We start from the raw sequence: 21,571 nt of genomic DNA, 5'->3' as shown, positions 1-21,571 counted from the left end.
GTTGTTTTTTGGACAATAACGGCTATACTTCCCCTTATCACCGTTATGAAGCGTTGCTGGCCACGGAGGCGCTGGAGCACGTGGTATGCCCCGCCGGCGCTGCCTTTCCCGCGCTGCAGCAATTCCACAATGGCTGCCGGGACTGGCTGTTCGGCCACCTGGCTTATGACCTGTACCATGAAACTGCCGGGTTGCCGCAGGATGCACTTCCTTCTTCCCTTACAGACGGTATCGCCTTCCCGGACCTCTTTTTCTTCAGGCCGCGGGTAGTCATGCTGTTGCAGCAGCACCAGGTGAGCATAGGAGGCGAAGATTTCTCCCCGGAGCAGTCCCGTGCCGTATATGAAGCCTGCCGGCAGATGCCGGAACAGGTAGCGCAGCAGGGCGCCGGCGGCAGCCCGGTGAGCGCGCCGCTGGGCCGTATAGACCGCGCTGCTTACCTGGAAGCAGTGAAGGCGCTGCAGGAGCACATTCACCGCGGCGACTGCTATGAAGTGAATTTCTGCCGGGAAAATTATATCCCGGATATTCGCGTATATCCGTTAACGTTATTCGACAAGTTGAACCGGTTATCGCCGGCCCCCTTTGCCGCCTACTACCGGCTGGATGACAAATACCTGCTCTGCGCCAGCCCCGAGCGCTTTCTGCAGCAGCAGGGCCGTGCCGTGATCTCGCAGCCCATTAAAGGCACGGCCCGGCGCATGCGCAACGCCGCGCAGGATGAGCAGGCCCGTGCCGCGCTTTATGAAAGTGCCAAGGAGCGGGCGGAGAATGTAATGGTAGTGGACCTGGTACGGAACGATCTTTCGCATACCGCTGCTCCCGGCAGCGTGGAAGTGGCGGAGCTGTTCGGCATTTACTCCTTTGCGCAGGTGCATCACATGATATCCACTGTAAAGGCGGAGCGCGCGCCGGGGGCTTCTTTCACCGATGTGTTGCGGCATGCCTTTCCCATGGGGTCCATGACCGGCGCGCCCAAAATAAAAGTGATGCAACTGATCGCGCAGTACGAGCAAACCCGCCGCGGGCTGTTCTCCGGCGCCCTGGGCTATATTACCCCCGAAGGGGATGTTGATTTTAACGTAGTGATCAGGAGCATCCTGTACAATGCCGCCAGCCGCTATCTCTCTTTTCCCACCGGCTCGGCCATTACCTTTTACAGCGATCCCGAAAAAGAATGGGAGGAGTGCCTGCTGAAAGCGGAGGTCATGATGCAGGTGTTGCAAGCCTAATGCCACGGTATTTTGTATTTCACAGAACTTTACTTTAATTTAATACTTGTTTAATGATGGGGTAAGAATGATTCCTGACCTTCGCCTTTATAACTTATGGATCCACGTCTACAGGAATACATACCAAAAATCAGGGAAGGGAACGCCGCCGCTTTCAGGGATCTTTTTTATGCTGCAAAGGATCCGCTGTTCGGCTATGCCTGTAAACTATGCCGCTCCCGGGAGCTGGCGGAAGAGGTGGTGCAGGAAGTGTTCATGAAATTGTGGATCAACCGGCAGCACCTGGACGAAACCCTGTCTATTAAATCCTACCTGTATACCGCTACCAAACACTGTGTTTTTAACCTGCTGAAAAAGGCCGCCCTGGATGAAACGCTCCGGCAGGCCGTATTCCATCGCCAGCCCGTAGCCGTGAACACTACGGAGGAAGATATCTCTCTCGCAGAATTGCAGCAATGGAAGGCAAAAGTGCTGGAACAGCTACCTCCCCAGCGCCGGCTTATCTATTCCATGAGCCGTATTGAAGGGCTTTCACATGAAGAAATAGCCGCAAAATTAGGCCTGTCCAAAAATACGGTCAAAGACCAGATCGTAAAAGCCGGCCGCTTTCTCCGCACCCAGTTCCATACCCATTACGATGTGCACGATGTGATCATACCGCTGCTGATCTTTACCAGTTACCAACTGGCAGTGAGTGGTTGCCAGCCGGTATGCGGCTAAGCCGTCAACACCCACCTCCCTCAATTGCCCGGAAAAAAATTTTCCCTCCCGATCGTCCTGTTTGTTATCCGGATTGTATTAGTAGTATAAGATGGATGTCAGGCAATTATTTATCAAACACGCGCAAGGCGCCTGCACGGCTGAAGAAAAAGCCCTGCTGATCGCTTATTTGCAGCAGGGAGGCTCGCCCGGCGACCTGCCGGACCCGGAGGAGCTGGGCCAGGTGACACCCCCGGCCCCCATGGGCGCAGCCGCATCAGAACGGGTGCTGGAAAACGTGCTGGCCATACCGGATGCCCCTGAGCGGGGCCGGTACCGGAAACTGGTTATACAATGGACAGCGGCAGCGGCGGTTATAGCTGCAGTGATCCTGCTGGCTTTCCTTTGGCAGCGGGGGCATCGTCCCGCCTGGGTATCCCGGCATACCGGTTATGGAGAGATCAGCAAGATCACCTTGCCGGATGGCAGCATAATTACATTGAACGCCAATTCAATATTGAAATACGACAGCGCTATGCCGCGCCATGCCGCAAGGGAGGTATGGCTGCAGGGAGAGGCCTTTTTTGATGTAGCGCCGGATGCTTCCGGCAAATTTGCGGTACATGCCGGGGAGGCCTTGAAGATCGCGGTGCTGGGCACCCAGTTCAACGTGCGCAGCGGCGACAGCACTGTACAGGTCGTGCTGAACAGCGGCCGCGTGAAAATAAGTGCAGAGAACAGTGAACATACCGGTAATACCCTGCTGCTGCAGCCGGGTGAAATGGCGGTATACCACCGCTCCGGGCTGCTGAATAAGCAGGCGGCCGATACGGTAGCGCTGACCGGCTGGAAAGACAACCGCCTCACCTTTCACGGGACCAGCCTGGAGGAGATTGCCGCCCTGGTGCACCGGCAGTTTGGCGTAGAAGTGATGTTTGAAGAGGCGCAACTGCGCACCCTGCCGTTTACCGGCACGGCTCCGGCCAATGACCTGGAGCTGCTGCTATCCATTCTCGAAAGATCGCTTGATATCAGGATCGATAAATCAGGCGGGCAAATAGTGATCCGGCCGGCTCACTGATCTTATTTGCCTGTGCCATTATTCAACGGATTAAAAAAAAGTTTATGCACACAAAGCTACTTATCCAAAGAGTAGTAGGCATCCTTATTTTCTATGTAATAACAGGGCAATGTGCAGGCGCCGCCTATGCGCAGAACATGCTGGCAAAAGCCGCCACCGGCAATGTGTGGCACGCACGCCCCCTGGAAGAAGTGCTGTTGCAACTGGAAAGCATGCACCATGTAAAATTCAGCTACAACAGCAGCATCCTGCATGGCAAAACAGTGAACGAATCCACCGGCCGCAAAATAGAAAAGGCCAGCCTGCAGACGGAACTGCCGCAGCTACTGCAGCCCCTGGGCCTTACCTGCGAGCAGGTGTATGGCAATTATTATGTGATCCGCAACATAGCGCCGGCGGGAGCGCAGCAGCAGGTAACCGTCAGCGGTACTGTGACAGATGCCGCCAATGGTACGCCGCTGCCGGGTGTGACCGTAATGGTAAAAGGTAAAACAAAAGGCACTACTACCGATGCCACCGGGCATTTTATCCTGCGGGAACTGGCCCCGGCAGAGGTGCTTGTATTTTCACTCGTTGGCTATAAGCCCATGGAAATGGCAGTGACCGGCCAGACGACCATTAATGTGGCTTTGCAACTGGACGTATCAGGCCTGAATGAAGTGGTGGTGACGGCACTGGGCATCACCAAAGAGAAAAAATCACTGGGTTATGCCGTGCAGGAAGTAAAAGGCGGGGACCTCACCCAGGCGCGGGAGCCTAACCTTATAGGCTCGCTCACCGGCAGGGTAGCCGGCCTGACCATTAAAAGCTCCACCGATCTGTTCCAGGACGCGCAGATATCCCTGAGAGGACAAAAACCGCTCATTGTAATAGATGGGGTGCCGGACCAGCAGGCGGATATGTGGAAGATCAACCCGGACGATGTGGAAAGCATCAACGTGCTGAAAGGCCCCACCGCCTCCGCCCTGTATGGCTCCATCGGTCAGTATGGCGCTATCATGATCACCACCAAGCGTGGAAAAGGTAAGGAGCTGGCGGTGGAGTTCAATTCCTCTACCATGTTCCAGCCTTCTTTTATCCGGATACCCGAAGTACAGACCACTTACGGCAACGGCTATAAGGGTAAATACGCCTATGTGGACGGCTCCGGTGGCGGCACAGAAGGCTCCGGCTGGATCTGGGGCCCCAAACTGGACCAGCCCGACGCCTCCACGCCCAGCGGCTATTGGGAAACACCGCAATACAACAGCCCCATTGATCCCGCTACCGGGGAGCGGCTGCCGCTGCCCTGGATATCCCGCGGAAAGGATAACGTGCCCAACTTTTTCCGTACCGGCATTATCTCCACCAATAATATCAGCGTTACCAAAGGCAGCGATAAAGGCAATTTCCGCGCATCCGCCTCGCATATCTTCCAGCAGGGCGTGGTGCCCAATACAGGGCTGAACAACAGCTCCTTCAGCCTGGCCGGCAACTACAACCTCTCCGACCGGCTGAACGTGGATGCCCGCATTACCTACAACCGCCAGTATACGGACAATTATCCGGAGGTAGGCTATGGCCCGGCCAATTACCTCTATAACCTGGTGCTGTGGACCGGCGCGGATGTTGACATCCGTGACCTGCGCAACTACTGGCAGCCGGGGCAGGAAGGCCTGCAGCAAAAACACTATAACCAGTCCTGGTACAATAACCCCTACTTCCAGGCATATGAGCTGAAAACCGGTTACTATAAAGACAATACCTTTGGCTCCATGGCGCTGCAATACCAGTTCAACCAGGACTTCAGCGCCAAGTTCCGTACCGGTATCAACACCTACGGCCTTACCAAAAATACCCGGGAGCCGAAAAGCTACATCCGCTACAGCGATAAATCCCGGGGTAACTTTTATGTGAACAGCGAAAATTATTTTGACATCGTATCGGACCTGCTGCTGCGCTATGAGCATACCTTCACCAAGGATTTCTCCGTGCATGCGGAGTTGGGCGGCTCCAACTATTACCGCAATAACAGGTACCAGGCTTCCAATACAGACGGCCTTACCATTCCCGGTTTTTATAACCTGGGCAACTCTACCAACCCGGTACAGGGCACCAATGGACTGGAGGAAAGGCGCACCAGCAGTGTATACGGCTTCGTGGACATGGAGTTCCTGGGCGCGTTCTACCTGTCGCTTACCGGCCGTAACGACAAAATATCCACGCTGCCGGTCAGCAATAATTCCTTTTTCTATCCTTCAGTATCCGGCTCCGTGCTGGTGTCTGAGCTGGCCAGGATGCCGCAATGGTTGTCCTACCTGAAGTTGCGCGGCTCCTGGTCCAAAGTGTCCAGCGGGCTGCTGGATAATGATGATCCGTACACTTACAACTACCTGGCCGCCTACGACAGGGGCATTAAGTGGAACGGTACGCCTTCCCTCACATTTGGCGGCACGCTGCAAAACCCGGACCTGCAGCCCAGAACATCCAACTCCTGGGAAGCCGGCCTGGAGCTGCGCCTGTTCGGCAACCGGGTAGGTTTTGACGCTACCTATTACCGTATACGGGACTATAACAATATTGTGAATATATCGGTATCCGGCGCCAGCGGCTATACCTCCCGCAAGGAGAATGGCAATGAATACCTGCGCAAGGGGATGGAATTTGTACTTACGGCGTCGCCTGTACGTAACAGTAAGTTCAGTTGGGATGTGCTGGTCAACTTCAGTTCCTACCGCCGTTACCTGGAAGCCATCTTCAACAATGAGGACCGCCTGGGCAAGCTGAAAGCAGGCGATCGCATGGACCGGATATTTACATCCGTATATGAAAAGGACCCGGAGGGTAACATCGTATACCAGAGCAACGGTTTCCCAAAACCCGATCCTTTTTCCCGCTTTATAGGCAATGATGACCCGGACTGGGTGTACGGGGTGGAGAATACTTTCCGCTACGGCAACTTTTCCCTGCGCTTCCTGGTAGATGGCCGTATCGGCGGGCTGATCTACTCCACTACCAACCAGAAAATGTGGTGGGGCGGTACGCATCCCGGCACGGTCAACCAGTTCCGCGATGACGCCAATGCAGGCCAGGCCACTTATGTGGGCCAGGGAGTGATGGTGACCGGCGGCGATATCCAGTACGACGGGGAAGGCAACATTATTGCGGACAGCCGGAAGTTTGCGCCTAATACGCAGGCCGTGAATTATATAGATTACATGGTAAATACCAGCAACGCTGCTTATACCAACTATAACTACTATTCCGAAACTTTTCTGAAGCTGCGCGAGGTGAACCTTAGCTGGCAGTTACCGAAAAAATGGATGGAGCGCAGCTTTTTCCGTTCCGCGTCTGTAGCGCTGATAGGGCGTAACCTGCTGCTGTTTGCCAAACTGCCCAACGTGGACCCCGATCCCGGTGTGGACAACCTGCAAACGCCTTCCATGCGCAGCATGGGTGTGAACATGAACCTGAAATTCTGACCATCTACAAAGCCAAAAATGTATGCGAAAGATATTTGTAATAATAAGTGTGCTGGCGGTTGCCGGGCTGGCCGGCTGCAAGCGCTTCGAAGCTTTTCAGACAGACCCGAACAGGACCACGCAGGCTACGCCGGACCTGCTGCTCACCAATATAGCAGTAAAAGCCTTTAACGAAGTAAGCCTGTCATGCCCGCTGGCCTCCCGTCAACTGGTGTATACAGACGGTGTGAACAACAACCAGTATTACGGCTGGCAAAGGGCCGGCTACGGTGACTACGATAACCTGCGCCAGGTACTGCAGATGGAAGCGGAGGCGCAGCGGGTGGAAAAGCCCGTTTACCTGGCCCTGGCCAAATTCTTCAGGGCCTACTTCATCATGCGCTTAACGCTCACCTTCGGCGATGTGCCTTACAGCCAGGCCTTGCTGGGCAACGACAAGCAGTTTGCACCCGCATATGATACACAGGAAGACATTTTCCTGCAGGTACTAGACCAGTTGAAAGCGGCTAACAGTGAGCTGGACGCGAATGCCGGCACCATACAGGGCGATGTGATATATGACGGGAACATTACGCAATGGAAACAGTTGATCAACTCCTTCAGCCTGCGGGTGCTCATGAGCCTTTCACAGAAAGAGAACAACACGAAACTGGATATTAAACAGCGCTTCAGCGAGATCGTTAATAACCCGGCACAGTACCCGCTGTTTACCGGCAATGCAGATAATGCGGAGCTGCCGTTCTATGACCTGCAGGACAACCGTTATCCGTATTTTAATGATAACAACCTGCAGACCGCCTACTACATGGAGGAAACTTTTGTGAACCTGCTGAAGGGACTGCAGGACCCGCGCCTGTTCCGCATGGCAGATAAAGCGCCGCAGCATGCAGCGCTCCCGGATAATGATTTTAATGCCTATGGCGGTGTGATGGGCAGCGCTACCATTAACGAGAATTCTACAAGGGTAGCTTCCGGCGAAGCCTCCAAAATAGACGAACGTTATTACCATGACCCGGTAAATGAGCCCGGCATTGCATTGGGATATGCCGAACTGCAGTTCATACTGGCAGAGGGCGTGGTACGTGGCTGGACCAGCGGCAATGCAGACGAATATTATAAGAAAGGCATCCAGGCGTCTATGGAATTTTTTAAAGTGCCGCAGGCCGCTATTGATGCCTATCTTGCCCAACCGGCCGTGCAATTGCCCGCTGGGCAGGAGCTGGCGGCTATCATTACACAGAAGTATATTGCCAGCTTTATGAACTCCGGCTGGCAGCCTTTTTACGAGCAGCGCCGTACCGGCATCCCGGCCTTTGACGTATCCGGCGGCGGTGTGCTGAATAATGGCAAAATACCCAAACGCTGGATGTACCCGGAGAGTGAATTTGACCTGAACGGCCAGCATGTAACAGATGCCATCGGCCGCCAGTACCCCGGCGGGGATGATATCAACGGGGAAATGTGGTTATTGATAAAGGAGTAGTGAAATTTATTTCAAATTTGCATCATGAAACAACTGAAACGCTTTTTTTGCTTAACGCTATATATACTATTACACTTATCAACCTACGCCCAGCAGGGTGCGCGTAAAGCCGTGTTCATTATTGTGGATGGCATCCCTGCCGACGTAGTGGAGAAAGTAGCCACTCCTCACCTGGACAGTATTGCAGCAGTGGGGGGCTACACCCGCGCTTATGTAGGCGGGGAAAAAGGCGCGTACTCCCAAACCCCTACCATATCCGCAGTAGGGTATAACAGCCTGCTCACCGGCACCTGGGTAAACAAGCATAATGTATGGGACAATGATATTGCCGCGCAGAACTATCATTACTGGAGCCTGTTCCGTTACTTTAAACAGGCCCACCCGCAGAAAAAGACCGCCATCTTTTCTACCTGGCTGGACAACCGCACCAAGCTGGTGGGCCACGGCCTGCCGCAAACCGGTTACCTGCACATTGACCATCATGTGGACGGGCTGGAAAAGGATACCGCCCGCTACCCGCATGACCGGAATAGCTGGTACATCCATCTCATAGACGAAGAAGTGGTTAACCAGGCCGCTGCGTATATACGGGACAGTGCCCCGGACCTTTCCTGGGTGTACCTGGAATACACCGACGATATGGGGCACCGTTACGGTGACAGCGATAAAATGTACGGCGCCGTGAAAATGGCGGACGACCAGGTGGGCCGCATCTGGAATGCCGTGCAGCACCGCATGCGGCAATACGGGGAAGACTGGCAGATCTTCATTACCACAGATCACGGGCGGGACAGCAGTTCCGGCCGGCATCACGGCGGCCAGTCAGACCGGGAGCGCACTACCTGGATAGTGACCAATGCCCGGGACCTGAATGCCCGCTTTACAAAAGGGCAGCCCGGGGTAGTGGACATTATGCCCGGCATAGCCCGTTTCCTGCAGGTGCCCCTGCCCCTGGAAAATGCCCGGGAAGTGGATGGTGTGCCCCTTACAGGCCCGGTGTCATTGGCGGAGCCCGGTGCCCGGTATGAGAACGGTGAACTGCTGCTGCAATGGAAAGCCCTGTCAAAGCAGGGGATGGTGAGGGTGTGGATAGCGGATACCAATCATTTTAAAGCAGGGGGAACGGACCAGTACCGCCTGCTTACGGAAGTGCCGCTGCAGCAGGAACAGGCGGCTGTAAAGATCGCCCGGCCATCCTCCGGCTTTTACAAGGTGGTGCTGGAAGGGCCGGATAACATGGTGAACCGCTGGGTCACTTTTTAATGAACAACTGCTCCATGGCAGCATGGATGTTCGGATAGGAAAATAAAAAACCGGTATCCTGTATTTTCAGGGAGGATACCTGGCAGCTTTTGAGCACTTCGGTGCTCATTTCGCCCAGGGCCAGCTTTAAGGCAAAAGCCGGCACGTACGCAGGTATGAAGCTTTTGCCTTTGGCGGCCCTGGCCATAGCCAGCACCAGCTCTTTATGGTGCACCGGCTGCGGGGCTACGGCATTGAAAATGCCCTGTAGCTGCGGGTTCACGATCGCGTTAAAGTAAAGCCGTATCAGGTCCTGCAGGTGTATCCAGCTTACCCATTGTTCACCGTTGCCCAGTATGGTCGCAAACCCGAATTGCAGGGGCTTGTAAAATTCCTTCAGGGCCCCGCCCTTCCTGCTTAAGGCAATACCGGTACGGAAAATCACCACCTGTTTACCCAGGTCTTCCATTTGCAGCACGCTTTGCTCCCAGGCGGCGCAGGTGGCGCCCAGGAAATCCGTGGCCGGCGGGTTACTTTCTGTAAAAGGTGCCTGGTCAGGGCCATTCTCCCCGTAATAGCCCGTGGCAGAAGCACTGATCACCTTTTTTACTTTGTTGGGATGTGTTTGTAACGCATTGAATAACAGTTGACTGCTATGAGTGCGGCTCTCCAGTATCTCCTTTTTGTAGGCGGCCGTCCAGCGGTGGGCGCTTACGTTGGCCCCTGCCAGGTGCACAATATGGTCGGCGGCTGCTATCGCATCTGTATCGATCTGCTGACGGCGTATATCCCAATGCGCATAGGTAATCAGGCTTTTTTCGGAGGTCTTCCCATGTGGTTGCCGGCTAAGGATGATCACATGATAACCGTGGTCTGTAAGCAATTGGGTAAGGGCTTGTCCAATGAGCCCTGTGCCCCCGGTTATTAACACTGTTTCCATCTGGCTAAAAACGGTTCAGTAGAAAATTTTCTTAAAAGTACAGAATAAAAACCTAAACAGGACAGGGTCTTTAGAGACCCGGCGGGTTGATCTTTGTGAAAAGCAAATTTTCGTGTAGGTTTGGCTGTACAACAATATAGAACGAATTTACGTTACCACATTATTTAAAACATATACCGATGCTATACCGAATTTCTCTCCTGGCCTTCCTGCTGTTTTGTAGTGGAACCCTGCTGGCGCAAAAGGTGGTGTATTCTGAACCGGAACGGGATGATTATAAAAGCACTGAATTTGAGATCATTGGCCGGGTAGGCGGCAATATACTGGTATATAAAAGCGACCGCGGCGATAATGCCGTTTCCGTGTACGATAACGACATGCAGCTAAAACAGCGTGTAAAGCTGGATTTCCTGCCCCGGAAAGTGATCAGCGTAGACTTTGTGTCCTACCCCGATAAAGTTTTCATGCTCTACCAGTTCCAGCGGAAGGACGCCGTGTTCAGCGTATGCGCCATCATGAACCCGGAAGGGAAATTTGACCAGGCGCCCATCGTGATCGACTCTACCCGTATAGGCTTCTACTCCAAGGAGAACAAGGTGTATTCCGTGGAATATTCGGAGGACAAAGGCCGCATCCTGGTATACAAGATCAACCAGGACCGGGAGGATAACAACGTGTTCTATACCTTCCAGTACGACAGCGCCTTCAATTTTGTGAACAACAGCCGGCTTTCGCTTCCCATGGGGAAAAAGGCCTTTCTCAGCAATTTCAGCCTCACCAATACCGGCGACCTGGTATTCACCCGGCTGGAGCGCACCAGCAACCGGGACTACATTGTAAAAGCCGACCTGGTGATCAAACGCTCCGCGGTAGACTCTTTCGAGGTTACCCCGCTAAAGCTGCAGCAGCAACTGCTGGATGAGGTGAAGTTGAAGCTGGACAACAATACCAACCGGGCCCTGATCACCGCCTTTTATTACAAGCAGAAAAGGGGCAACGTGGAAGGCATGTATATCTGCAAATACGACTATGCGCAGAACCAGACCGTGTACGAAAGGATTACCCCCTTTACCAATGAGCTGAAGATGAATGCACGGGGAGAGTCCTCTACCAACGCTGCGTTCAATGACTACTTTATCCGCAGGATCATTACCACCGCGGATGGCGGCTTCCTGATCACGGCGGAATCGTTCTACACCACTTCCCGGTACCAGCCCTGGAACCGCTGGAATTATATGTACGGGCCTTATGGCATGTCCTACCCGTACTACTATTCTCCCTACTCCCCCTGGTATTACAATCCCTGGGGCTGGAACAATTCCCAGGGCACCCGGTACCATTATGACAACGTGGCCATTATTTCCTTTGACGATGCCGGGGAGCTGAACTGGAGCAACTTTGTGCGCAAAAGCCAGTTTGACGACGGCGCTGACCTTTACCTTTCCTACATGATGGTGAATATCGGCAGTGAGCTGCGCTTCCTGTACAATGAGTTGGACAGGAGAAGCTATATTATGACGGATAACAGCATTGAGCCGGATGGGAAGATCAGCCGCATGCCAACCCTCCGTAACCTGGACAAGGGCTTTACCTGGATGCCCCGCTACGGGAAGCAGATCAGCAGCCGTTCGGTATTAATTCCCTGCATTTACAGGAATTATATTTGCTTTGCAAAAGTTGACTTTTAATCACACCTTTGCACCGTGGTAAAATTTTTCCGCTCGGGCAATCCGCTAACGGTATTGCTGCTGTTATTATATACCTTACTGGTTAAGTTTTATTACCTGCTGCATCCGTCCACTTTTATAGCCGACGGGTCGGAAGGATTGTTATACGAGCTGCTGGTAAAGTGGCTGCAATTGCTGGTAGGCAACAGCCCTTTCTTTTTTACCGCCCTGGCCGTCCTGCTGCTGTTCCTGCAAACCCTGCTGCTGACCAGGATCGCCAATTATCACCGGCTGTTCCCCCGGGCTACCTACCTCCCGGCCATGAGCTACCTGCTGTTCACCTCCTTATGGCATGGCTGGAACGTTTTCTCCCCGGCCTTGCTGGTAAACCTGATCATGCTGTGGGTGTTTGCCAACATTACCGAACTATACACCCGTACCTCTGCCCGCGACATCGTGTTCAATATCGGTTTTGCGCTGGGCATTGCCGGGCTTTTTTACTTTCCGGCCATTGTATTCTGCCTGCTGCTGCTGTTAAGCCTGCTCATCATGCGGGCCTTCCGGCTGGCGGAGTGGATCATTGCGCTGCTGGGGCTCATATGCCCCCTGTACCTGCTGGGCACTTACCTGTTCCTCACAGACCAGTGGGAGCAGATCGTTAAAATACCGCGTATCAGCCTCAGCCTGCCCGTAATAGACCATTACAAGGTATGGGGCGCGCTGATTGCCAGTGTGTTCTTCTTTTTACTGGGCTGGCTGCTGTTACAGCGCCCGCTGAAGAAAATGCTGATACAGGTGCGCAAGACCTGGGCGGTGCTGATCGTGTACGTGATCGTAGCCATGGTGGTGCCTTTCTTCGGCACGCATTTTTCACCGGATTACTGGGCGGTGGCCATCCTGCCCATTTCCATGTTCGTGGCAAATGTGTACTGGACCGTAACGAACGAAACGGTGGCCAATATTATTCACCTGCTCACCCTCGGGTACGTGATCGTGATGCAGTACTTTAGCTAATGTGTTAAATAATTTATGTATAACTTATTTATAATCAATTATTAGCACATCGGCATGCCAGCCTGTTCCCACATTGGGATAAGCGGCGATGGAAATATGCGGCTGTCTCGGTAATTTTGCAGTTCACAAAGAACTATTGAAAAGTTTATATAGGACAAATAAAATATTGACGAATGAAATTTGGGGTTGTCACCTTTCCGGGCTCTAACTGTGATCATGATATGATCGATTCCCTGCGCTATGACCTGGGGCAGGAGGTAATTGAACTTTGGCATAAAGACAAGGATCTGAGCGCTTTCAGCACAGCAGATTGCATTATCCTGCCGGGCGGTTTCTCCTACGGGGATTACCTGCGCTGCGGCGCCATTGCCCGCTTCAGCCCCATGATGCAGAGCGTGATCGAATTTGCCAACAAAGGCGGACGGGTAATGGGCGTGTGTAACGGTTTCCAGATACTTTGCGAGGCCGGCCTGCTGCCGGGCATCCTGCTGCGCAACGAGCAGCAGCAGTTTGTGTGCAGGAATGTGTACCTGAAAAGTGAGAACACGGTGGCCGCGCTCACCAAAGGGTTAACCGGCAGTCCGCTGATGATACCGGTGGCCCACGGGGAAGGCCGCTACTACGCAGATGAGGCTACGCTGGACGGCCTGTTCAAAAATAACCAGGTGCTGTTCCGCTATTGCGATGAATTTGGCAACATTGTTGAATCTGCTAACCCGAACGGGGCCATCCGCAATATTGCCGGCATCTGCAATAAGGAAAAGAATGTTTTTGGCATGATGCCGCACCCGGAGCGCGCCACCAGCCAGGCTTTACGTAATACCGATGGTCAGCTCATATTCCAGAGCCTGATCACTAATAATTAATACCGGCACTAGCCGGAAAAACCAACCAACCATTTAAAAAAAAATTAATTGCGAATGAAACCGAGCATCACACTTCTTGTACAGGGACATTTAAAGCGAGGTTCCATGAGACCGCTAACAAAAAATCATCTGCGAATGAAAAAGCTGTTAACTGCACTGTTGTTATTTGCCCTGCCGGTACTGGCCAGCGCGCAGATAGAGAACCCGGTCAAATGGAGCTTTGCTTCCAAAAAGATCAATGACAAGACCTATGAACTGCATATCACCGCTACCATAGAGCCGGGCTGGCACCTGTATGCGCAGGACGCCGGTGAAGGGCCGGTGCCCACTTCCTTCAAGTTCAGCAAGAACCCCCTGGTGGCTACCACCGGCAGCCCCAAGGAAGACGGCAAGTTGCACAAGGCATTTGACAAGAACTTTGATTCCGAGCTGAAATATTACGAAAACAAGGTAAACTTCGTTCAGACCGTCACCGTTAGAGGAAAGGCGGCCACGAAAGTAAAAGGCTCCGTAGAATATATGGTATGCGATGACCATCAGTGCCTGCCGCCCAAAGAGGTGGAATTTTCCATCGGGGTGGGAGGAAAGTAGGTAACCCCGTGTACCATTACCGTATTCATTTGTAGTTGGCAGTTTGCAGTACACCCGTACTGTCAACTGCCAACTGCCGTTTCTGACCTAAAGCGTACTATTTACACTATGAAGCATTGGCTTACGTTTTTTATATCGGCTATACTCCTGGCAGCCACTACTGCCCGGGCACAGGAAACTACCGGGCAGGTAGTAAAATGGCAATACTCCGCAGAAAAGAAAAGTGATGGTGAATATGTGCTGCATTTCAAAGGTGACATTAATAAAGGCTGGCTGCTGTTCTCCTCTTCCATGAGCGAGGACGAGCCTAATACTCATATTACGCTGGATACCGCCGCTGCGGCCACCCTGGTGAGCGTACAGGAAAAGGAGGCGCCTGCCAGCCGGAAGGAGCCGCTGTTTGATAACCTGGAGATCCGGTACTTTGAAGGAACAGTAGAGCTGCTGGCTACCGTAAAGCTCCGGCCGGGCGCCGATAAGGTGACCGGTATCCTCAGTTACATGGCATTGAAAGGAGAGGAGGTAGCCGGCCCGGAAGAAGTGCCGTTCCGCTTCAATGTAGATGCCAGCGGCAACCTGGTAAGCGCTGCGGCCGGCCTGCAGGAATCCGCTGATGCGGCCCAGGCCCTGAAACGCAGTGATATTATACTGGACGATCCTGCCAGGAACTGCGGCGGCATCGGGCATGAAGGCAAGAAAAGCCTGTGGGGCATCTTTATTTTAGGTTTGCTGGGCGGGTTTATTGCCTTGTTGACCCCCTGCGTGTTCCCCATGATCCCGCTCACGGTTTCTTTCTTTACCAAGAAGTCGGGGGAAAGGAGCAAGGGGATCATGAACGCATCATTGTATGGGTTCTTTATTTTCCTGATCTACATATTGTTAAGCCTGCCTTTCCATTTTCTTACCTCGCTGAACCCGGAGATACTGAACAACATCTCCACCAACGTGTGGCTGAACCTGTTCTTCTTCGTGGTGTTCATCGTATTTGCCATTTCCTTCTTCGGTTATTTTGAGATCACCCTGCCCAGCGGGCTGGCCAGCAAGGTAGACGCCAAAACCGGTGTGGGTGGCATCGTGGGTATTTTCTTCATGGCCCTTACCCTGGCCCTGGTGTCTTTTTCCTGTACAGGTCCTATCCTGGGCTCTCTGCTGGCTGGCTCCCTTTCTACGGACGGGGGCGCCATGCAGCTCACCATGGGCATGGCCGGTTTTGGACTGGCACTGGCGCTGCCTTTCGCCATATTCGCCTTGTTCCCGGGCTGGCTGAATTCCCTGCCGCGGTCCGGCGGCTGGCTCACTACCGTGAAGGTAGTGCTGGGCTTCCTGGAAGTGGCCATGGCCATCAAGTTCCTGTCCAATGCGGACCTGGTGATGCACTGGGGCATCCTGAAGCGGGAGGTGTTCTTCGCCATCTGGATCATCATCGGTATCTGCATCGTGCTGTACCTGCTGGGAAAGATCCGTTTCCCGCATGATGCGCCGCTGAAAAAGGTCAGCGTGCCCCGCCTGGTGATCGCCCTTGTTTTCCTGGCCTTCACCCTGTACCTGGTGCCGGGTGTTACCAATACAAAGTACGCCAACCGTGCGCTGATCAGCGGCTTTCCGCCCCCGCTCACCTACAGCATTTACGGGGAGGAAGCGGCCAAAGGAAAAGGCGTGGAGCCGGATGTGCTGAACGATTACGAGAAAGCCCTGGCGCTGGCCAGGGAGCAGAACAAGCCCATACTGGTGGACTTTACCGGCTGGGCCTGTGTGAACTGCCGCAAGATGGAGGAGAATGTGTGGCCCAAACAGGAGGTGAAAACCCTGATCACGGAAGATTATATACTGGTATCGCTTTACGTGGATGACCGGCAGCAACTGCCGGAAGATGCCCAGTTCCTGTTCACCACTGCCAATGGTCGTAAAAAAGAGATCAAAACGATAGGCGACAAGTTTGCTACCATGCAAACCGAGAACTTCAGCAATAATTCCCAGCCTTTCTACGTGCTGTTAAGCCCGGACGAAAAGCTGCTGACCCGCCCCGTTGGCTACACGCCGGATGCAAAAGCATATGCCAACTGGCTGAAATGCGGGCTGGATGCGTTTGAGCAGTTAAAAAATTAAAAGTAAAGAATAAAAAAAGCGCGGATGCTCTCCGCGCTTTTTTATTTTTTACTTTTTATTTAAAATCGAAGCCTGCCAGCTCTTCCACTTTGATCTTCTGCTGCTGGCCGGTTTGCAGGTTTTTGATGCTAAGGCTGTTTTCCTGCAGCTCGTTCTCACCAATGATCACTACATACGGAATGCCCCGCTTGTCTGCATATTTCATCTGCTTATCCATTTTGGCCGGTTCATGGAACAGCTCTGCCGCAACGCCTTTTTCCCGCAACTGCATCAGGTATTGAAAGGCCGCGGGCAGGCTTTGCTCGCCCATGTGCAGGAACAGCACCCGGGTGCCTTGCTGGGCCGTTGCCGGGAACAGTTGCAGCTCTTCCAGCACATCGTAAATACGGTCTACCCCGAAGGAAATACCCACGCCGGAAAGGCCGGGCAGGCCAAACAGGCCGGTAAGGTCGTCATAGCGGCCGCCACCGCCAATGCTGCCCATTTTTACCGAGGGGGGCGCCTTGGCTTCCACGATCAGGCCGGTGTAGTAGTTCAGCCCCCGCGCCAGCGTTACGTCCAGGATGGGAGGCGACTGGAATTTGGCCAGCCCGCTGTTCAGCACAAATGATAATTCCGCAATGCCTTTTTGCGCGGTTGTTGACGACTGCAATAATACCTGCAACTGCTCCAGTTTTTCATCGTTGTTGCCGTCTATCCGGAGAAAGTTGTTGATGATGTCCACATCCTGCTGGCTAAGTCCCCTGTCCAGCAATTCTTTTTCCACGCCCTGGATACCGATTTTATCCAGTTTGTCGATCGCGATGGTAATATCCATGAGCTGCTCCGGCTTGCCGATCAGCTCTGCCAGGCCGCTGAGTATTTTGCGGTTATTGATGCGCACTTCATAACCCTGCATGCCCAGCCTGGAGAATACGCGATCATAGATCAGCAGCAGCTCCACTTCGTTCAGCAGGGAGTGGCTGCCCACCACATCCGCATCGCACTGGTAAAACTCGCGGTAGCGGCCTCTTTGCGGGTTATCTGCCCGCCATACCGGCTGCATCTGGTAGCGTTTGAAGGGGAGGGCCAGCTCATGTTGCCGCATCACCACGTACCGGGCAAATGGGATGGTCAGGTCGTAGCGCAGCGCCTTTTCACATAGCAGGGTGGCCAGTTCCCGGCTATCCTTCGCCATTTGTGCCTGTCCCAGTATGTCGCCGTTGTTGAGTATCTTGAAGATCAGTTTGTCGCCTTCTTCCCCGTATTTACCGGTCAGCGTGCTCAGGTTCTCCATGGCCGGCGTTTCCAGCGGCTGGAAACCGAACAGTTCGAAGGTTTCACGGATGGTCTGGAAAATGTAATGCCGTTTCCTGACCACTGCCGGCCCGAAATCGCGCGTACCTTTGGGAATGCTGGGTTTTATCATTAGTAGTTAATAATTAATAGTTATTAATTATAAGGCGCTCGCATGCTTTGTATATCATATTATATACCGGTTCAAACAGCGCATCGTCGTACCAGGGGTCCGGTACCTCGGTCTGTCCCTCCAGCAGGAGCTGTACTTTCAGCCGGTCGGCCTCGCTGCGGGCTTTTCGCAGCACATCCCGGTAATTGTCCAGGTCCATGACAAATATCCTGTCAAAATCACTGAAATCAGCCGTGGAGAACTGCCGGCCCCGCAGGTGGGAAATATCTATCCCATGGTGGCGGGCTACTTTCACAGAGCGGTGATCCGGCGGGTCGCCCACATGCCAGTTGCCGGTGCCGGCCGAATCAATTTCCCAGTGCAGGCCCTTTTCGGCTGCCAGGTGCCTTAGAATGCCTTCTGCCAGCGGAGAGCGGCAGATGTTGCCCAGGCACACCATTAGTACTTTCATTTTATAAGTGTCCTTTTTCCCGCGCAAACCTACAAGATTTTATGGGAAGTGCATATATGGAAAACCGGGGCGCCTGCATCTATATATACAAACGGCGTAAAGCGAAGCCGCTTCATTAACAGTACTTTAACAACTCCGCGTAACAATTGATAAAACGTATTATCAATAATTATTACGGTAGGTCCATGGCTGGAAATGCAGCAGCACAGGCCGTTTTCGCGAATTCCACGTCCGGATTTTAACATTTTCAGGGCGCCGGATATGCAAGATTAAAAAATATTTTTTTGTATACTTGTAGCTTACTAACAATGCCAATGCAACAGGAAAGGTCTAGTAAAAAGCGGATACAGGTAGCTTACCGGCCGCTGGGGGAATTGATAAGAGGAGTATTTTTTCTTCTCTTCGGCCTCTTTGCATTCTTTGCTGAAAAACTGGGATTGGGTAATTTTCGCCTGTCACCCACAGTGATGAATATTTTTGGCACTATACTGGTGTTGTACGGATTGTTTCGTATATATAGGGGCGTTAAACAACTTTTTTTTGACAAGGGAACAGAGCACTAACCGGAGAAGCAACACGACTATGTTTCTGAAACTCGTAAAATATAAAGCGCTGGGACTGGTGATGATCGCAGGATTGCTGTTTGCGTGCAACAGCGGGGGGAATCAGCCAACGGACACGCCTACTTCAGGCACCATCCGTATCAGCGTGGATCAAACCTATGAACCGCTGATGGAAGCGGAAATAAAGGTATTTGAATCCCTGTATCCCAAAGCCCATATTGTAGCGGAGTACAAACCGGAAGCAGAATGCTTTAAGGATCTGCTGAATGACAGCGTGCGCATGGTGATCGTAACGCGCGATTTCAACGAGCAGGAGAAACAGTACTTTAAAGAGCTGAAGATCTCCCCGCAAAGCATGCTGCTGGCCTGGGACGCATTGGCGCTGATCACCAATCCCGCCAATCCTGATTCCATCTTTACTATGGACCAGGTGCGCAGTATCATGGACGGGACCGACAAAGAACGTAACTGGCAACTGGTGTTCGACCACGAGAACTCCAGCACCGTACGGTATATACGTGATTCCATCAACAAGGGAAAGCCCCTGCCACCCAATACCATGGCGGCAAAAACCAACCCTGAAGTGGTAAATTACGTAAGTAAGAACAAGAACGCCCTTGGTGTGATTGGCGTGAACTGGATATCAGACCCGAATGATTCCACCACTATCGAATTTACCAACCAGGTAACGGTAGCAAAAGTACGTGCGGACTATGGGTCTGAATTTGTAAAGCCTTACCAGGCATATATAGCCACCGGTTCCTACCCGCTGAAACGGGGTTGCTTCTTTTGCCTCCGGGAACCCTACAGGGGCCTGGGTGCAGGATTTGCCTCCTTCCTGGGCAGCTACGAAGGCCAACTGATCATCAAGAATTTCCGGCTGTTCCCCGCCAGGATCAACGCCGTATTCAGGGAGGCGAAAATTCAGTAAGACAAAAAACAACACAACACATAACACAACTAAAACCAGATTGCACATGAACAGACGGAAAAGCTTAATTGTAGCATTGCTGTGCGTCGCGAATGGCGTTATGGCCCAATCTGTAGAGGATGGAGTAAAAGAGATTTACTACGGTAAGTATCAATCCGCCAAGCAAACACTAGAGAAAGTAGTGGCTGCCAAACCCGATGACAAAGCATACTATTACCTGGGCATGGCTGAGCTGGGCCTCGAAAATAAAGATGCTGCTGCCGCTGCCTGGCAGAAAGGTTTGCAGGCAGTGCCTAACTCTCCCCTGCTGCAGGTGGCCATGGGCCGTGTAGACCTGATGAACGGGAACGCGGCGGCTGCCAAGCAGAAATTCGAAGCCGCCAGCACCGCTACCGAAGGCCGTGACGGCGACGTGGCCCGCGCTATTGCCGATGCCAATACAGAAGTAAAGGGTGGTGACCGCGGATACGCGCTCAGCATCATGGAAAAACTGCTGAACAACGAAGGCCGTAAAAGAAAAGAGCAGTATACAGCCGTTGCAGCCGACTATATTGAAATGGGCGACGCTTACCGCGCACTGGGTGGCGAAAATGGCGGTAAAGCCATTACCACCTACGAAAAAGCCCTGGAGCTGGAGCCCAACAACGCGGAAGCAGTGATGAAGCAAGGCCTGGTGAACTACAACGCCAAGCTGTTGCAGGATGCCGTAAACGACTGGACCAAGGCTACCAACCTCGATCCTAAATACGGCCCCGCTTATTTCGAGCTGTTCCAGTTCTACATCACGCCGAAAAAGAACCAGCTCTCCTGGGACAATGCGGCGCAATACCTGCAGAAGTACATGGAAGTAGCCGATCCTGCAGACAAAATGAAGAATGAGTATTACCTGGCTGCCATCGCTTTCTACAAGAAAGACTACGATGCCGCCATCAATAAAGCTAAGAGCGTACTGCCGCAGGCCGACGAAACCAACAAAGGCAAATTCACCCGTTTGCTGGCAGATGCCTACCTGCAGAAAGGCGACTCGCTGTCTTCCAAACAAACCATGGACCAGTATGTAAGCGCCGTTGGCGAAAGCAAACTGGAGCCCAATGACTACAAACTGCTGAGCGAAATCTACGGCCGCCTGCGTACCCAGGATTCCCTGCAGTCTGTTATCAACGACTCCCTGGCTTCTACCTACCTGGAAAAGTATGCTATGGCAGACACTTCCAAGGACGTGGACCTGTACCGCGAAGTAGCAGAGAAATTCAAATCCCTGCGCGACTATGGGCGTTCTGCAGAGTGGTACGGTAAACTGACCACCGACTTCAGCGACGAAGAGAATACCAGCAAGATCCAGGACTACTTCTGGAAAGGCACCATGGAGATCTATGCCAACAAGCCTGAAGCCGCAGACTCCACTTTTGGCGCATTTATTGAAAAGTATCCTAACCAGCAGGTATTGGGCCTGTACTGGAGGGGACGTGCCAACATGTTGCGCGATACCGAGGCAAAAGAAGGCGTTGCAGTACCTTATTTCCAGAAGTTCTTTGAAGTAGGCGGCGAAGAAAAGATGAAGCCGAACCAGTTAATGTATCCATATCAATATATGATGATATATTACTATAACAAGGACGACAAGGCGAACCTGCAGACCTGGATGGACAAAGTGCTGGCCGTGAATCCGAATGATCCTGCCGCAAAGGCGATCCAGGAGAACCTGGCCGCCACCGCCAAGGCCGCCAAAGCAGCCGCCGCCAAGTCCGCAGGACAGGCAACGAACAAAAAATAGGTTCAACCGGAATAAATAATTACCTGTGAAGGGGAGTGCTCTTGCGGCGCTCCCCTTTTTAA

Annotated in this window: 16 protein-coding genes; 13 read left to right on the top strand and 3 right to left on the bottom strand. The window is 52.9% G+C overall.

Going from position 1 to position 21,571, the window contains the following annotated elements; all coding sequences use genetic code 11:
* Positions 1-8: 8 nt before the first annotated feature.
* The 6 genes from LX66_RS00985 to LX66_RS00960 all read left to right on the top strand — a co-directional run bounded on the left by LX66_RS00985 (position 9) and on the right by LX66_RS00960 (position 9,219).
* Positions 9-1,232: an anthranilate synthase component I family protein gene (locus LX66_RS00985; RefSeq protein ID WP_244620250.1), complete on the top strand. Its 1,224-nt coding sequence runs from the start codon at positions 9-11 to the stop codon at positions 1,230-1,232.
* Between the two features lie 96 nt (positions 1,233-1,328).
* Positions 1,329-1,952: an RNA polymerase sigma-70 factor gene (locus tag LX66_RS00980; protein WP_145710024.1), complete on the top strand. Its 624-nt coding sequence runs from the start codon at positions 1,329-1,331 to the stop codon at positions 1,950-1,952.
* Between the two features lie 91 nt (positions 1,953-2,043).
* The gene (locus LX66_RS00975) at positions 2,044-3,012 is read left to right on the top strand and encodes a FecR family protein (protein ID WP_145710023.1); all 969 of its coding nucleotides are present in this window, start codon (positions 2,044-2,046) and stop codon (positions 3,010-3,012) included.
* Between the two features lie 44 nt (positions 3,013-3,056).
* Positions 3,057-6,473 (top strand): SusC/RagA family TonB-linked outer membrane protein, encoded by a 3,417-nt coding sequence (locus LX66_RS00970; protein WP_145710022.1) that lies wholly within the window; start codon positions 3,057-3,059, stop codon positions 6,471-6,473.
* A gap of 22 nt (positions 6,474-6,495) precedes the next feature.
* Positions 6,496-7,956, top strand: coding sequence for a SusD/RagB family nutrient-binding outer membrane lipoprotein (locus LX66_RS00965; RefSeq protein WP_145710021.1), 1,461 nt, complete (start codon positions 6,496-6,498; stop codon positions 7,954-7,956).
* 24 nt (positions 7,957-7,980) lie between these two features.
* Positions 7,981-9,219, top strand: a complete 1,239-nt coding sequence (locus LX66_RS00960) for an alkaline phosphatase family protein (RefSeq protein ID WP_145710020.1) — start codon at positions 7,981-7,983, stop codon at positions 9,217-9,219.
* On the opposite strand, the gene LX66_RS00955 is transcribed toward LX66_RS00960, so the two are convergent.
* Positions 9,209-10,138, bottom strand: coding sequence for a TIGR01777 family oxidoreductase (locus LX66_RS00955; RefSeq protein ID WP_145710019.1), 930 nt, complete (start codon positions 10,136-10,138; stop codon positions 9,209-9,211). The two genes, LX66_RS00960 and LX66_RS00955, sit on opposite strands and share 11 nt — an antisense overlap.
* Before the next feature lie 179 nt (positions 10,139-10,317).
* Here LX66_RS00955 and LX66_RS00950 point away from each other — a divergent pair, with 179 nt between their 5' ends.
* The 5 genes from LX66_RS00950 to LX66_RS00930 all read left to right on the top strand — a co-directional run bounded on the left by LX66_RS00950 (position 10,318) and on the right by LX66_RS00930 (position 16,382).
* Positions 10,318-11,826 carry a hypothetical protein gene (locus LX66_RS00950; RefSeq protein WP_145710018.1) on the top strand — a complete coding sequence of 503 codons (1,509 nt, stop codon included), beginning with the start codon at positions 10,318-10,320 and terminating at the stop codon, positions 11,824-11,826.
* A gap of 15 nt (positions 11,827-11,841) precedes the next feature.
* Entirely contained in the window at positions 11,842-12,819 is a 978-nt protein-coding gene (locus LX66_RS00945) for a hypothetical protein (protein ID WP_145710017.1), read from the top strand.
* Positions 12,820-12,992: 173 nt separating this feature from the next.
* On the top strand, positions 12,993-13,685 hold the full coding sequence (gene purQ, locus LX66_RS00940) for a phosphoribosylformylglycinamidine synthase I (RefSeq protein ID WP_145710016.1): 693 nt from the start codon (positions 12,993-12,995) through the stop codon (positions 13,683-13,685).
* Between the two features lie 135 nt (positions 13,686-13,820).
* Positions 13,821-14,276, top strand: coding sequence for a protein-disulfide reductase DsbD domain-containing protein (locus LX66_RS00935; RefSeq protein ID WP_145710015.1), 456 nt, complete (start codon positions 13,821-13,823; stop codon positions 14,274-14,276).
* A 108-nt stretch (positions 14,277-14,384) separates the two neighbouring features.
* A complete protein-coding gene (locus LX66_RS00930) occupies positions 14,385-16,382 on the top strand; it encodes a protein-disulfide reductase DsbD family protein (protein ID WP_145710014.1) in 1,998 nt (665 codons plus the stop codon).
* Between the two features lie 55 nt (positions 16,383-16,437).
* Here LX66_RS00930 and hisS read toward each other — a convergent pair whose 3' ends face one another.
* Positions 16,438-17,790, bottom strand: coding sequence for a histidine--tRNA ligase (hisS, locus tag LX66_RS00925; protein WP_145710013.1), 1,353 nt, complete (start codon positions 17,788-17,790; stop codon positions 16,438-16,440).
* Between the two features lie 13 nt (positions 17,791-17,803).
* The gene (locus LX66_RS00920) at positions 17,804-18,241 is read right to left on the bottom strand and encodes a low molecular weight protein-tyrosine-phosphatase (RefSeq protein ID WP_145710012.1); all 438 of its coding nucleotides are present in this window, start codon (positions 18,239-18,241) and stop codon (positions 17,804-17,806) included.
* 582 nt (positions 18,242-18,823) lie between these two features.
* Here LX66_RS00920 and LX66_RS00915 point away from each other — a divergent pair.
* Together LX66_RS00915 and LX66_RS00910 are read left to right on the top strand one after the other, a co-directional pair.
* Complete coding sequence (locus LX66_RS00915) at positions 18,824-19,735, top strand: substrate-binding domain-containing protein (RefSeq protein ID WP_145710011.1); 912 nt, start codon at positions 18,824-18,826, stop codon at positions 19,733-19,735.
* 46 nt (positions 19,736-19,781) lie between these two features.
* Positions 19,782-21,509, top strand: a complete 1,728-nt coding sequence (locus LX66_RS00910) for a tetratricopeptide repeat protein (RefSeq protein WP_145710010.1) — start codon at positions 19,782-19,784, stop codon at positions 21,507-21,509.
* Positions 21,510-21,571 lie beyond the last annotated feature (62 nt).

Source organism: Chitinophaga japonensis (genome assembly GCF_007830125.1).
Taxonomy (GTDB): domain Bacteria; phylum Bacteroidota; class Bacteroidia; order Chitinophagales; family Chitinophagaceae; genus Chitinophaga; species Chitinophaga japonensis.
Note: the sequence above shows the minus strand (reverse complement) of the source record. Positions and strands in the feature narration are given on the sequence as shown.

Bases quoted from the DNA above. Each gene is read 5' to 3' on its own strand.
- LX66_RS00955 (WP_145710019.1), bottom strand. From the start codon at position 10,138: ATGGAAACAGTGTTAATAACCGGGGGCACAGGGCTCATTGGACAAGCC.
- LX66_RS00950 (WP_145710018.1), top strand. From the start codon at position 10,318: ATGCTATACCGAATTTCTCTCCTGGCCTTCCTGCTGTTTTGTAGTGGA.
- LX66_RS00915 (WP_145710011.1), top strand. From the start codon at position 18,824: ATGTTTCTGAAACTCGTAAAATATAAAGCGCTGGGACTGGTGATGATC.
- LX66_RS00910 (WP_145710010.1), top strand. From the start codon at position 19,782: ATGAACAGACGGAAAAGCTTAATTGTAGCATTGCTGTGCGTCGCGAAT.
- hisS (WP_145710013.1), bottom strand. From the start codon at position 17,790: ATGATAAAACCCAGCATTCCCAAAGGTACGCGCGATTTCGGGCCGGCA.
- LX66_RS00930 (WP_145710014.1), top strand. From the start codon at position 14,385: ATGAAGCATTGGCTTACGTTTTTTATATCGGCTATACTCCTGGCAGCC.
- LX66_RS00935 (WP_145710015.1), top strand. From the start codon at position 13,821: ATGAAAAAGCTGTTAACTGCACTGTTGTTATTTGCCCTGCCGGTACTG.
- LX66_RS00960 (WP_145710020.1), top strand. From the start codon at position 7,981: ATGAAACAACTGAAACGCTTTTTTTGCTTAACGCTATATATACTATTA.
- LX66_RS00980 (WP_145710024.1), top strand. From the start codon at position 1,329: ATGGATCCACGTCTACAGGAATACATACCAAAAATCAGGGAAGGGAAC.
- LX66_RS00920 (WP_145710012.1), bottom strand. From the start codon at position 18,241: ATGAAAGTACTAATGGTGTGCCTGGGCAACATCTGCCGCTCTCCGCTG.
- purQ (WP_145710016.1), top strand. From the start codon at position 12,993: ATGAAATTTGGGGTTGTCACCTTTCCGGGCTCTAACTGTGATCATGAT.
- LX66_RS00975 (WP_145710023.1), top strand. From the start codon at position 2,044: ATGGATGTCAGGCAATTATTTATCAAACACGCGCAAGGCGCCTGCACG.
- LX66_RS00965 (WP_145710021.1), top strand. From the start codon at position 6,496: ATGCGAAAGATATTTGTAATAATAAGTGTGCTGGCGGTTGCCGGGCTG.
- LX66_RS00970 (WP_145710022.1), top strand. From the start codon at position 3,057: ATGCACACAAAGCTACTTATCCAAAGAGTAGTAGGCATCCTTATTTTC.